This window comes from Paenibacillus sp. LBL (genome assembly GCF_029893715.1).
Taxonomy (GTDB): domain Bacteria; phylum Bacillota; class Bacilli; order Paenibacillales; family Paenibacillaceae; genus Paenibacillus_AQ; species Paenibacillus_AQ glucanolyticus.
In genome coordinates this window covers 327,055-340,987 of record NZ_JARXYU010000004.1, presented here as the reverse complement: position 1 = coordinate 340,987, position 13,933 = coordinate 327,055, and the positions used below count along the sequence as shown (strand labels likewise).

Genomic DNA, 13,933 nt, shown 5'->3' with positions numbered 1-13,933 from the left:
ATTCCATATATCCAAACCAAAACTCCAACCCCTATCCAAAGGTTGGAGTTTTTCTGCATCCGGATCATTTCACCTATAACCACTCACTTAAATCGATACCACTGCTTAAGCGTTATAATGCCCACAGTCATTTGTCCAACGTATGCTTCGAACCAGAACCAAAATTTCTAACGGACTAAGCAGACGTTATTCGAAAATATCCGCCTCTTTTATAAAACTAACGGACACCAGAGTCCTAATTAACAGTAAAAACGGGTATTCAAGGCGGATTATGGTTGTATAGCGTATCTCTGGTCCGTTAGATTTGGAATAGAGCACGATATTAGCATATAACGGCCATGAGGTCCGTAAGATTTTCTACTGCCTACTCTGTTGCGTTACTGCTCATCTAGTTGCCCTACGGCTCACTCTGTTGCTCTACTGTTCATCTAGTTGCCCTACTGCTCACCCTGTTGCTCGTCAGCCCATCTTGTTACTCTACTGCTCACCTGTTGCCCTACTGCTCCCCCGTTGCTCTACGGCTTACCTTGTACTCTACTGCCTATACTGTTACTCTACTGCTCACCCTGTTACTCTACTGCTCTCCCGTTGCCCTACTGCTCACTCTGTTGCTCTACTGTTCATCTAGTTGCCCTACTGCTCTCCCGTTGCTCTACGTTTTACCTTGTACTCTACTGCTTACACTGTTACTCTACCTGCTCTCCTTGTTACTCTACTGCTCTCCCGTTGCTCTAGACTTACCTTGTACTCTACTGCCTCTACTGCTCACCCTGTTACCCTACTGCCCATTCTGTAGCTCTACTTACCTTGTGTCTATTGCTCACCTATTCCTTGTCGCCCTACTGCTTACTCTGTTACTCTACGGCTCACCTGGTCTCTGCAAACGCCCCTTCACTCCTCACGCCCCATAATAATCATTACGAGATCCACAAGGCCAAAAAACCGACCCTGGTTCAGGATCGGTTTCTCTTAATTCTCTTCGCTTACATGGCTTTCAGGCCAAGGACTTCATCCTGAATCCCTCGAGCATTCCTGTTATCACATCCATCGTTTCCTGAAGGCCTCCAGCCGTTTCCGGCATCTGTGCGATCCATAGCGAGCATTCATTTAACGCCCCTGACAAGGCATGGGTTAATGCATCCACAGGAACCGGCTTCAGAATTCCCTGTTCCTGCATCAAGACCAGCTGCTCTCTCAGATGAGTCATCGAATTCTGCTCGTCCATCTCGCGCCAAGCCTCCCAGCCCACAACACTGGGACCGTCAATAAGCATGATTCGCTTGTTTTGCGCCTCTACCACGGCAGTGATAAAGGCACGACAGCCAAGCAGCAGCTGATTCCAAGGATCCTCTGAGCTAGTCGCTTCCTGTTCTACCCGATCTGCAATTTCCGTTTGCACTAACTCAAGCACGGCAAGGAATAAACCTTGTTTATTCTTAAAATGATGGTACAGCGCGCCGCGAGTAACCTTGGCTTCGTCAGCAACCTCCTCCAGTGCTGTATTCGCATAACCCTTATCCGTAAAGTGGGCTCTGGCTACCTTCAGCAGCAGTTGAATGGTCCCATGGGTCTCGCTTTTGCTTCTTCTCATAGTATGCAGGTTCTCTCCTATACAAAAATACTGATATTAAATTCGACGATACCAGCCCTAACACTCAGACGCAAGCGGCTTTATTTCATCCGATAGAAGATATGCCAGCTCCGTTAACAAAACAATCATGCAGGGATGGACACACTCATTTTCCAGCTCCGCTCTCGTCGGATGACCATACATCCTCGTTGTACTGCTCCAGAAAGGCCTGTGAAGGCGGGATGATCTTGATAACATCGATAAGCACCCCATTCGGGTCGCTGGTAATGAAATGCCGTTGGCCAAACTCCTCGTCCCGAATATCCAGATGAAGCGGCAGCTTCTCATTTATTATAAGCCTTTCGTACTCCGCATCAACATCCGCCACCTCAAAATTTAGAAGCAGTCCTTGTACATTCGCCTGATAAGCGGAAGGAACCGTAGGGTGATCTTTAGACAAAAAGGCGAGTTCATAGGAGTTCTTCCCTTGTTCTCCCCATTTCAGGCTTACATACCAATCGGCTTCAAAAACAATCTCAAATCCAAATAGCCGCGTGTAAAACTCTGCGCTTTCGGCTATTTGCTTTGTCATAATAACGGGATAAAATCCTTGAAGCTTCATATGGGAAACATCTCCTTATATTTGGGATGAATCCAATTTAACATACATACTGTATGTATGTAAACAATAATTTTCAATACCTTCGCATAAAAAAAGAACCTGCAGCGTTAACTGCAGATTCTTCTGCTTGCTACCACAGCAAGCTGACAGCCAATAAATTGAACAATGCAAGCGGTAATATTACATTAGGATTGGGCCCAAAGGGAGGATAACCGGGATAGAATCCTCTGTTTCCTTGTTCTACAAGAATGTACACATTCTTTGCATCTACATTAATGACTGTACCTTCAAAAGCTTCATCATCCATCGTATGGACTCTTACCTTGCGATTCATGACATTTTTCATGGCTGCATGAGCGTTTTCTCTATGCTTCTTCATGGAATGCACCAACTGATGGTCACATTGAAACAGCATTTGCTGTTGATTGGTATAATTGTTCATGATGCTCCTCCTTCATTATCTTCTAATCGCATTGTATGCAAACGGCCCGCCAAGGGTGTTCGCCTACCTGCTATTCCCGTTTAATCCATGCCAAATACGGGTATAGTACAACCAAATATAAGGAGGGCAGAACATCATGGATAAACAAAGTATACAGGCTAGAACCGGAGGTTTTTTTCTTGAAGATAACGGAAAAACAGTAGCGGAAATCTCCTACTCCCCTCAAGGAGAAGGTGTGATCAGCATTGACCATACCTATATTTCACCAGGTCTTCGGGGACAAGGGCTTGCAGACGAGCTTGTCCGCAAGGTCATAGATTATGCGCGCGAGGAAGAGCTGAAAATCATCCCCGCCTGCTCCTATGCCGGGCATTATTTTGACAAAAACCTGGACGATCGCGTATTGCTCTACAAATAGCCTCCGGATCGGAACAGCATCCTATCCTATTATATTTCATTGAGAACGGATCTACCTTTTAGCTCGACCTTAGGACCTTAGCCAGCCATAAGATTGCTTCTCTTATCGGTTGGCTTTCATATGTCCATTATTTCCAAGTTCATATTGAAATTTGGGAATATCTATTGCGATAGAGTGATCCTATCCACTATGATCAGATGGTATAAGCTTAGCTCAGGGAGGCAACTGATATCATGACGCACGCAGCGGAAGATTGGGTCTGGGAACAGATGTTTAACAAGCTGCCCCTCGGGGCAATCCTGATTTCTGCGGTTGACGAGCAGGTAGTTAAGGTCAACGACCGGTTCTGCGAACTTATCGAATCGGAGCGTTCTGCACTGCTGCAGCGCAAACCTTCCGAAATCCAAGTGCTATCCGACCTATCCATCAACCAAACACTACTATCTTTAACTAATGACAGAACATCCCGTCTAAAAAAAGATTCTTTTTTCATTCGTCAGGATGGCAGCAGATTTTCGGTATCCGTGGATATATCGCTGCTTGAGCATCCTTCACCTGGAGAGGCTCCGTGGATATTATGCTGTCTTGGACAAGAAACGGTCCAGGAAGTAACTTCTCTGCCGGTCATCAAGAATGATGAATTGCTTGCACTCATCTTCAAGAGCGGACAAGATCTAATTTCCATTAGCAGCGAAGACGGAATCATTGAATACATCTCACCCTCTGCAACAGACATACTTGGCTATACCCAAGAGGAAATGACTGGGAAGCATCGAGCAGCCTTCTATCATGAAGTTGATTCTGAACAAATGAAGGAACCCGGAAAGCTATTTTCGGATGACCATAGTTTCATACGCCGTATCCGCCATAAGAATGGCCATTATTTATGGTTTGAAACGTCCTTCCAGCTGATACGGGGAACGAAAGGCGAGATTTCGAAAGTCCTTGCCATCGCGCGCAACATAACCAAGCGTAAAATCGATGAGGACACATTAGCCCAGGCGCAGCGAATCGCCAAGATCGGCTCCTGGCGTTGGGACTTGATCACGCATACGTTAACCTACAGCGAGGAAATGAGGCGAATCTATGGATACCAGATCAGCACCATCGAATCAAATCATGATTCACTGCTGGCAATGGTCATACCGGAAGACCGCGAACGCGTAGAGTCCATCGTAAGAAAAGCTCTTGTCGGTACAGCCGATGAAGTCATCTATCGGATCAAGCTTCATGACGGACATATTCGGACGATCCGAGCGCAGTGGGAGGTCTCCGTTACGAACGATGGCAGGCCCATTGAGATGGTGGGTATGGCCCAGGATATTACCGAGCAGGTATTGATTGAACAGCAGTCGCTGGACAATGAGAACAAGTACAAGCTCATCACCGAAAACTCGCTTGATTTTATATCGAGAAGCACCATCGAATGTTCAACATTTTTATACTGCTCCCCCTCCTGTTATTCTCTCCTCGGGTATCGTCCGGAAGAGATGGTGGGTACGAGTGCTTTTGATTACGTGTACGCCGAGGATATTCCCTCGCTTCAGGAGTATTTTAGCAGCTGCCTGGTCGGGAAATTGCTCACACCGATCACCTTCCGCTATATACATAAGGATGGCAGGCACATCTGGTTTGAAGTCAATTGCAAGTACATTAGCACGCAGGACAATCAGAGGAACGAGATTATCTCGATTGCCCGCGACATATCCGAACGCAAAATGATGGAATTTAAACTAAAGGAGAATGAACAGCGCTACCGCTCTCTTTTTGAATACAATCCATCTGCCGTTTACTCCATGAATCTGGACGGCGATTATTTAACGGCCAACCACAACCTGCAGGAGCTGACGGGTTATACATTGGACGAATTAGTCGGCATGTATTTCGGACCGATTGTAGCGGAAAAAGATATGGCTCGCACGCTATACCATTTTAACCTGGCGAAGGAAGGCAGACCACAAAGCTATGATCTGACCATTATTCATAAGGACGGCCATCCCATCGAGATCAATACCATTAACATTCCGATTTTTGTAGATGATGAAGTGGTTGGCGTCTATGGCATTACAAGGGATATTACCGAACGTATACGCACCATGGAAGAGATCAAAAAACTCAGCCGGGAGTTATCCCTGCTGCTTAACACGGTATCCGAGGGGATTATTGGACTGGATATTCACGGTCAGGTCGCATTCATCAATCCGGCTGGTGCAGCCATGCTTGATTACGAGCCCCTTACCACCATCGGGAGACCCTGTGATCAGATTGTAAAAGAGATTCGCCATGACGGCACCTTCTATCGGGGCGAGGATTCCCCTCTTGTACAGGCTGTCAGGCAGGGAACTCCGCTGTCAAGAGCCGAGATCGTACTCTGGCGCGGAGATGGCACCAGCTTTCTTGCAGATTACCAGGTCAATCCGATCTGGGATCAGGGTGAACGCAAGGGCGCTGTCATGGTGTTCCGCGATATCACCGACGAAAAAGAAATCATCCGGGCTAAGGAGAATGCTGAACGAGCCGATCAAGCAAAAACGGAGTTTTTGACCATGATGAGCCATGAGCTGCGAACACCGATGAACGGAATTATCGGCATGATTGAACTGTTGAAGACAACCGAGCTCGATGAGGATCAGCGTAATTACACGGACATTCTCATGGAAAGCAGCGGCTCCCTGCTGCACATTCTGAACGAGATCCTGGATTTCAGCAAAATCGAAACCGGCAATATGACCCTCAATTCTGAGCCGATCGATGTACAAGCTTTGCTTGAGAGCATTGTCGATTTATTCTCGGCCAAGGCCAAGGAAAAAGGTTTGTTGCTATCGTGCAGCATAAACACCACGGTTCCCGATGTGATCATCGGCGATGGCTTGCGATTGCGGCAAGTGCTTGTTAATCTGATCAGCAATGCAATCAAATTTACGAATGAGGGCAGCATCTCGATGAGTGTCGAGGGATTGCACAGAACGGGAACTCAGGAGTTCACCCTTGCTTTCCAAGTGAAGGACACCGGAATCGGCATACCGGCCGAGCAGCAGCATCTGCTGTTCATGTCATTCTCTCAGCTTCATCCCTCCCTGAATCGTAAATATGGCGGGACTGGACTAGGGCTCGCGATAAGCAAAAAGCTGGTCGAGTTAATGGGTGGTGTCATCGGCGTTGAGAGCCGGGAGCAGCTTGGTTCCTCCTTCTACTTTACCATTCCGACACGTACGCTAAATGAAGATGGATCAGGATAAGTAATATGAGGACTTATTGTCTCCATCCGCACAAAAAGGGTGATCTACAGCCAATGCAGGCTGTGGACCACCCTTTTGTTCAATGAACGAATATCGCTCTACTCGTATAAGGATTCCAGCTCGTCTACCAGAGTTCCTACATAAGCTACCGCTTTGGAAATCGGCTCGGACGTGGACATGTCCACACCTGCCATCGCCATCAATTCCAGCGGGCTCTTGCTGCCTCCGGCTTTGAGAACCTGAAGCCAGCGGTCTACGGCCGGCTGCCCTTCCTCACGAATCAGCTGCGCTGCCGCTGTTGAAGCAGTCAATCCCGCTGCATACGTATACGGATAAAGCCCCATGTAATAATGCGGTTGTCGCATCCAGGTAAGTTTTGCGCCTTCATCCAGCTCCACTGCGTCTCCCCAGAAGTCCGAGAGCACCGCGCCCTTAAGCTCAGACAGCTTATCTGCCGTAATCGGCTCATCCGCCATCGCAAGACGGTATATCCTTCTCTGCATCTCCGCTTCGAGAAGATGTGTCACATAATTATGATAGTACGTGCTCAGCAGTTGAAGAATAATCCACCGGCGCATCCGCTTATCCTCGGATTGACTGAGCAAGTGATCCGCCAGCAGCAGCTCGTTCATCGTTGAAGGTGCTTCGATGAAATACATCGAAGGACGGGCATTCGTGATGCTCTGATTATGGGCAGCCAGCATCAAATGACCTGCATGCCCAACCTCATGCGCCAGCGTAAAGGCATTTCGCATATTGTCCGCCCATGCCATCAGAATATAGGAATGCACACCGTAAACGGAGGAACAGAAGGCACCCGTGGATTTACCGATATTGTCGGCGTAATCCACCCAGCGCTTGGTGAACGTTGACTCAACGATCTCACCGTATTCCGGCCCAAGAACCGACAGCGCTTGAGAGATGGTCGAGCAAGCCTCTTCATAGGTTACGCTTGGATTAAAATCCGGATCCATCGGTGCTTTCAGATCGCAGAACAGCATTTGATCCAGTCCCAGCACACGCTTCTTCAGCTTCATGAGCCTCCGCATATGAGGAGCAAGCTCCGTCAGGATGGTATCATGAATATTGTTGTACATTTCCATTGTCACTTGCTGCGGCTTCAACAGCATATCCGTTACGGAATCGTATCCGCGAAGGCGAGAAAGCACTACTTGTTTCTTCACTTCCGTGGCGTAGGCTTCAGCAAATGTATGACGAGAGCCGTGCAATGATTTCGAGAATGAAGCAAAGGCTTCACGGCGAAGCTGTGCATCCTCGGACATCTCATAAGAATTCTCGTATAAACGGAACGAGACCGGCTTCGTATCTTCGTTCACTTGGATATCATCAAAAGTCATATCCGACAGCTTGCTGCGCAGGTATATGCGGTAAGGCGAACCGAGCACCTCTCCGAGTGATGCGAGCACGCTTTCCGTCTCAGGGCTCAGGCGGTGCGGCTTGGATTCCAGCAGCAGATTCAAGCTTCGGGCGTAAGGAGCGAGCCCATGGTTGTTTGTTATGTACTGATCGATAATCCCTTCTTCAAGATCCAGCAGCTCCGATTCAATGAATGTCAGGGAGGACTGGATGCGGGATAACACATCACCGGTTTTCGCCGAATTTGCCAAATTAAGCGGGTTGGTTCCATCTTCGGATTGTCGAAGTCTGGCATATGCCCCGACTTTGCTGATGCTCTCCATCAAAACTTCCTGTTCGTTCAGGCATTCCAGAAGAACAGAGGCACCTTCACCTAGCTTGCCTTTAAATCTTGTCAATTCAGCGGCCTGCGATTCAAGCGCTTTTAAACCCGCTTCAAATTCGTTTTGCGAGACAAATAAATCATCCAGATTCCAGGTAGCTTCAATCGGAACCTCACTACGTGTCAGCATTTTTCCCATGGAAACAGCTCCTCATGTCTTATAATCTCATGACCACATATTCCTCACTAAATATTAGTAAAAGAATAACAATTCCATCATATCACAGTTTATTTCTGGAGCGTATCCGATTTTCTATCTTGACTTCCGGACCTGTTTATGGATATAGTTATCCCATACTCTGATCTAAAGGAGAGATTTTGATGTCGGTGGTCGTTCTTAACTAACCAAATTTCATATGGGTCGAAATGGAAAATTATGGACATTCCCTACTTAGGGCTATGTTTATTTTTTGATGGTTATTCATTTCGTCCGTTGAATTAGTTAAGAACTGCGGATATCAATTGAAGCCCCTTTGGGTTTATTCCGATATGATATGGTGATCCGTGCTGAGTTCAGCGCGGATTTTTTGGGTCTCCCCTCTGCTACAACAGGGGTTATTTGGAGCTATCCCATCACACCGTACCCATCAGAATAACGGCCTATGGGCGGAAAGTGAACCTTAGTAGTTCACTTTCCGCCCTTTTTTGCGTTGCATGACACTCATTTCCAGAAAAAGGAGAACCGAAAACCATGAATCCATTTGCATTAAACAAATTAGAATATGAGAATATTCGCACCGATCTCGAACGCTTTGCCGTTTCATACCTGGGTATCGAGTATATACGGAAAATGGCGCCGCTCACCCAAATGAAAGCCATCCGCCATAAATTGAATGAAACCGAGGAAGCAAGAATTCTGCTCCATACCGGAGCGAGCGTACCCATTCCATCACTGGAAGGAGTCGAGATGATTTTAGATCTGCTCGGCACAGGATATGTGCTGTCTGAACGAGATTTCGGGAATATGGTCCAGTATCTGAGAAGCTGCCGGCAGCTCATTCAATATATGAATGCCAAGAGCGGCATCGCACCGACGATAAGCTCCTACGCCTCCTCCATGCATGAGCTGCGGCCGCTGCTGTCCGAAATTGAACGCAGCATTCACGGTGGCCGCGTCGTGGACCAGGCCAGCAAAGATCTGGCTAAAATCCGCAAAAAAATAATCGTAACCGAGGAACGGATCAAGCGGAAGCTCGACAGCCTTATGAGCCGTTATAAAGCGATCATGCAGGAGAGTGTCATCAGCAAGCGAGGAGGACGTTATGTGCTGCCTATCAAGAAGGAGCATCGCAAACTCGTGAACGGATCGATTCTGGACGAATCGGCAAGCGGGCAGACGGTATTCATTGAACCATCTGACCTGCAGGGACTCCAAGTGGAGTTGAACCTTCTTCATTCGGACGAGGCACGGGAAGAAACCAAGGTTCTGAGTGATTTGACCGCACTCACCGAGCAGTATCAATTCGAACTGAGAACCAACGCGGATACGGTCGGGATCTATGACTACATTATCGCAAGGGGCAAATATGCCATTTCCATAGGCGGACGCAATGTCCATTTGAACCAGGAAGGGTTTATCCTCCTGAAATCGGCCGTTCACCCGCTGATCGGCTCTTCCATGGTGCCGCTGGACTTCACCATTGGGAACCGTTACAAAACACTGATCATCACAGGTCCTAATACGGGCGGTAAAACCTCGGCGATCAAGACGGTTGGACTCATTACGGTGATGGTTCAATCCGGTCTGCTGGTACCTGTAGCGGAAGACAGCCACTGTGCCGTCTTTGACGAGGTTTCCGTGGATATCGGAGATGGGCAGAGCCTGGAGCATGCCCTCAGCACCTTCTCTGCACACATTCGCAACATCCGCGACATATTGCAGACGGCTGGCCGCTCAACGCTCGTGCTGCTGGATGAAATGGCGTCCGGGACGGACCCGGGAGAAGGTGTAGGCTTATCCATTGCCATCCTGGAGGAACTGCATAAACGTCAGGCTACCGTTGTGGTTACCACCCATTTTACCGAAATCAAAAATTTTGCGGAACGTACGCCAGGCTTTGAGAACGCACGAATGGAATTCGATGCCGAGACGCTGGAGCCGCTCTATCGCCTCCGGATCGGGGAAGCCGGCCACAGCTATGCCTTTGTCATCGCAGCCAAGCTGGGCATTCCTGAAGCCATTATCGCCAGATCACGCGAAATCACGGAAGCGGGAATTTCCAGCGGCAATACAGCCGTTGTACATCGAGAAAGCAGGGATCCCGTAGGCTTGGAGGAATCGAGCTCACCGGAACTCCCTGTCCTTCCCCCAGTCAAGCCGAACGAGTTAACGGACGTCAAGGCGAGTGAGGACGAAGCCTCCTCTTCCTCTCCCTTCCATCTCGGAGATCGAGTCTATGTACCTTATTTGAAACGAAGCGGTACCGTGTATGAAACTATAGATGCAAGGGGTAATGTAGGCGTCTTGATACAGAAGGACAGAATGAGGATTAACCATAAACGCCTGAAGCCTTACATTGCAGCAGAGGATCTGTATCCGGACGATTATGATCTTGACATCGTATTTGAGAGTAAAGAGAATCGGAAGAAACGCAGCATAATGAAACGCAAACACATTGAAGGACTTGAGATTGAAAAGAAGCCCGAGTGACTCGCACTTTGTTATGGCCAACCAGCCATCAGAAGCATACCCCGAACCACGCATCGTGCGCACAGGGAGCCGTGCGCACGATGTTCAAAATTTTAGAGTCGGTGTCGCATCGGATCATCGGAAACGATAACCCATTTTATGTTTTAAGGAGAGATATCTATGAACATTCGGACTGAAACTGGAGCAGATTACGAGAAGGTACACACCCTTCTCACCCGTGCTTTTCCGGGACAGGAAGAAGCCATTCTGGTACAACGGCTGCGTGCCGATAATTCCTTTCAGCAGGAGCTGTCCATCGTTGCGGAAGAAAACGGGAAGATTACGGGGCACATTATGTTTAGCCAGGCCGCGCTTTGGGAGGGAGGTCATGCCCATTCTGTCGCCGCACTGGCGCCGCTGGCTGTGCTTCCGGAATTTCAACGTCAAGGAATTGGCGGCAAACTCATCGAAGAAGGTAAACGGCGGTGTCGGTCGCTTGGCTATCCCCTTGTCTTTCTGTTCGGCCATCCGTCGTACTATCCTAGGTACGGTTTTGTACAGGCCAGGAACTACGGGATGGAGATGACCCAGTTTACCGTTTCGGACGAAGTTTTCATGGTTGCTGAGCTTCAGGAAGGGGCACTCCACAGCCTGCATGGAGAGTTCCGGTTCCATCCAGCATTTGAAGAACTGGGCTAAGCTCTACTCCAAAGACCACATCATGCGAATCGGTTAGAGCGATCCGCCTAATCCTTGGTGGCATTCATCTTCAAATATGTTGTACAATATAGTCTAAATGACTATTTGAAGGATGGTTTTCAACATGTATGTAGCTCAGGATTGGCAAGATTACGAGGTTATCGATACCGGGGGCGGGGAAAAGCTCGAGCGCTGGGGAGATGTCATTCTCAGACGCCCGGACCCGCAGATTATATGGCCGATTGAGCAAGAAGACGGAGAATGGCGCAGTGTTCACGGACACTATCACCGCAGTTCGTCCGGCGGCGGTCAGTGGGATATGAAAAAGCAGCTGCCGGATCGGTGGACCATCTCGTACGACCAATTGAAATTTCATATTCGACCCACCAATTTTAAACATACTGGTCTGTTCCCGGAGCAGGCTGCCAACTGGCGCTGGATGATGGACAAGATCGCAGCGGCAGGTCGGCCGATAAGCGTACTGAACCTGTTCGCTTACACCGGAGGTGCTACGGTTGCTGCAGCGTCTGCAGGCGCACAGGTGGTTCATGTCGATGCTGCAAAAGGCATGGTCCAATGGGCTAAGGAGAATGCTGCATTATCCGGCCTTGCCGATCGCCCTATCCGTTATATTACGGATGATGTGTTTAAATTCGTACAGCGGGAAGAGCGTCGGGGGAATAAATACGATGCGATTATTATGGACCCTCCTTCCTATGGCCGCGGACCTAGCGGGGAAACGTGGAAGCTTGAACAGAGTTTGTACCCGTTCCTGGAAAGCTGCATGAACATCGTATCCGATAATCCGCTGTTTATGCTGATTAACTCCTATACGACCGGCATTTCCCCTACGGTATTGAACAACATGCTGACCATGACCATGAAACCGAAGTACGGCGGTACGATCAGTGCAGGCGAGATCGGATTACCGATCACTCGAACCGGCATGAACCTGCCTTGCGGCATCCTGGGTCGATGGGAGTCCTAAATCGATGAGCAGACGGGAATCCGCAGTGTACCCGGTCGTACCGATTCTGTTCGAGGATAATCATGTGTTAGGCGTGGCTAAACCGGTGAATGTCCCTTCTCAGGAGGATGCTACCGGAGATCCCGACATGCTGACCATACTAAAGCAGGACATCAAGGAGCGCTTTAATAAACCCGGCAACGTATTTTTGGGTCTGGTGCATCGACTTGACCGTCCCGTTGGAGGGGCAATGGTATTTGCCAAGACCTCCAAAGCCGCTTCCCGATTATCCGAAGCAGTTCGGAGCCGCAGCTTCCGCAAGCAATATGTAGCGGTCGTTCACGGCATTCCTTCGAAGCCTTCCGGCCGACTCGTGGATATGCTGTATAAGGATGCAAAGACCAATACCGTCCATGTGACTTCAGAAGGCACTGACGGGGCGAAGGAAGCCATTCTGGACTATACGGCGCTCCAAACCTCGGAAGGCTTCAGTCTTGTCCTGATCGAGCTGCACACGGGCAGACCACATCAGATCCGTGTCCAGCTTAACCATGCGGGGCATCCATTGTTCGGGGATCAGAAATATGGCAGCAAGGTGAATAAAGCGGGTCAGCAAATTGCGTTATGGTCTGTGCTGGTTGGATTTCCTCACCCCGTTACCAAAGAGGACATTTCCATACACTCGATGCCGCCTCCCGTGTATCCCTGGACCTCATTCTCCCTGGATAAACTGGAGCTGGCGTTACAAGCTTACCGATAAAATCACAAAAAAAACGAAATCCTTCCTAATGGATTTCGTTTTTTTGTCTTACTTAACGATTATGGAAATGAAAGTAATATGTTATTCCTTTACATTGCTTACAGCATGCCGAAGAATAGGGCAACGTCTCTCCTTGCAAGCAAATACCGCATGAAATTTCCGGCACCAGGATGGTTTGCTAGGGCTAAACTTGGCTGGCCCCACGCGTGAGCTGCAAGGTGTAGTCTCGCTCAGGGGCTTTTCACTCTATGCTTCTACCAAAACTTCCTGTGGTGCTGTGTTGATTTTTCCTAACAGATAGACAAGCAGTTGTTGATTATGGGATGATATGCGGTTCAGAATTTGGGAAAGATACTCTTCCCTTACCTGCAGCCCCCGCGTATATTCCTCGCGACCTTTATAGGATATCGTAACCCACACGATCCGTCTGTCATGCACGTCCCGCTCTCGTTTGATCAATCCGTTCTTCTCCATCCGGTCCAGCAGCATCGTCACAGCAGCCGGACTTGTTGCCAAGTATGGAATGAAATCGGATGGTTTCATCCGCTTCTGCTCTGCAAGCACCTCCAGCACCATCAGTTGTGGCTCCGTCAATGTAGGTGCTAATCCGGCTTCCATATGGAGTTTATAATCCTTGGCCAGCTTGGACCACACTTTGGCAAATTCGGCAGTATGCATATTATCCCGTCCTTTCCGTTATGTCTGTCAAGATCGATCATCACAAGCGTGTTGTGGTCAAACTCGAAACGATAGAATTCCACCGAAGTCATGCTTTTCATATTAGTTTATAGGATTAACTTTTCGCGGGAGACCTCGCAATATCCTTCT

Annotated in this window: 11 protein-coding genes; 6 read left to right on the top strand and 5 right to left on the bottom strand. The window is 48.6% G+C overall.

Annotated features, from left to right (window positions below):
- Nucleotides 1-994: 994 nt before the first annotated feature.
- The 3 genes from M2277_RS12795 to M2277_RS12785 form a co-directional block, all read right to left on the bottom strand.
- A complete protein-coding gene (locus M2277_RS12795) occupies nt 995-1,591 on the bottom strand; it encodes a TetR/AcrR family transcriptional regulator (protein ID WP_280754868.1) in 597 nt (198 codons plus the stop codon).
- Between the two features lie 145 nt (nt 1,592-1,736).
- Nucleotides 1,737-2,192: a VOC family protein gene (locus M2277_RS12790; protein ID WP_006209585.1), complete on the bottom strand. Its 456-nt coding sequence runs from the start codon at nt 2,190-2,192 to the stop codon at nt 1,737-1,739.
- Nucleotides 2,193-2,322: 130 nt separating this feature from the next.
- Complete coding sequence (locus M2277_RS12785) at nt 2,323-2,634, bottom strand: hypothetical protein (protein ID WP_006209584.1); 312 nt, start codon at nt 2,632-2,634, stop codon at nt 2,323-2,325.
- Nucleotides 2,635-2,770: 136 nt separating this feature from the next.
- On the opposite strand from M2277_RS12785, the gene M2277_RS12780 reads away from it, so the two are divergent.
- Nucleotides 2,771-3,052 (top strand): GNAT family N-acetyltransferase, encoded by a 282-nt coding sequence (locus M2277_RS12780; protein ID WP_006209583.1) that lies wholly within the window; start codon nt 2,771-2,773, stop codon nt 3,050-3,052.
- 233 nt (nt 3,053-3,285) lie between these two features.
- A complete protein-coding gene (locus M2277_RS12775; protein WP_280754867.1) occupies nt 3,286-6,291 on the top strand; it encodes a PAS domain S-box protein in 3,006 nt (1,001 codons plus the stop codon).
- 98 nt (nt 6,292-6,389) lie between these two features.
- Here the strand turns inward: M2277_RS12775 and pepF are convergent, their stop codons facing one another.
- A complete protein-coding gene (pepF, locus tag M2277_RS12770) occupies nt 6,390-8,189 on the bottom strand; it encodes an oligoendopeptidase F (protein ID WP_280754866.1) in 1,800 nt (599 codons plus the stop codon).
- Between the two features lie 552 nt (nt 8,190-8,741).
- Here pepF and M2277_RS12765 point away from each other — a divergent pair.
- The 4 genes from M2277_RS12765 to M2277_RS12750 all read left to right on the top strand — a co-directional run bounded on the left by M2277_RS12765 (nt 8,742) and on the right by M2277_RS12750 (nt 13,105).
- Nucleotides 8,742-10,700 (top strand): endonuclease MutS2, encoded by a 1,959-nt coding sequence (locus M2277_RS12765; RefSeq protein ID WP_280754865.1) that lies wholly within the window; start codon nt 8,742-8,744, stop codon nt 10,698-10,700.
- A 159-nt stretch (nt 10,701-10,859) separates the two neighbouring features.
- Entirely contained in the window at nt 10,860-11,378 is a 519-nt protein-coding gene (locus tag M2277_RS12760) for a GNAT family N-acetyltransferase (RefSeq protein WP_006209578.1), read from the top strand.
- 124 nt (nt 11,379-11,502) lie between these two features.
- Complete coding sequence (locus M2277_RS12755) at nt 11,503-12,366, top strand: class I SAM-dependent methyltransferase (protein ID WP_063479212.1); 864 nt, start codon at nt 11,503-11,505, stop codon at nt 12,364-12,366.
- Between the two features lie 4 nt (nt 12,367-12,370).
- Entirely contained in the window at nt 12,371-13,105 is a 735-nt protein-coding gene (locus tag M2277_RS12750; protein WP_280754864.1) for an RluA family pseudouridine synthase, read from the top strand.
- A 246-nt stretch (nt 13,106-13,351) separates the two neighbouring features.
- Here the strand turns inward: M2277_RS12750 and M2277_RS12745 are convergent, their stop codons facing one another.
- Complete coding sequence (locus M2277_RS12745; RefSeq protein WP_006209574.1) at nt 13,352-13,783, bottom strand: MarR family winged helix-turn-helix transcriptional regulator; 432 nt, start codon at nt 13,781-13,783, stop codon at nt 13,352-13,354.
- Nucleotides 13,784-13,933: the final 150 nt, after the last annotated feature.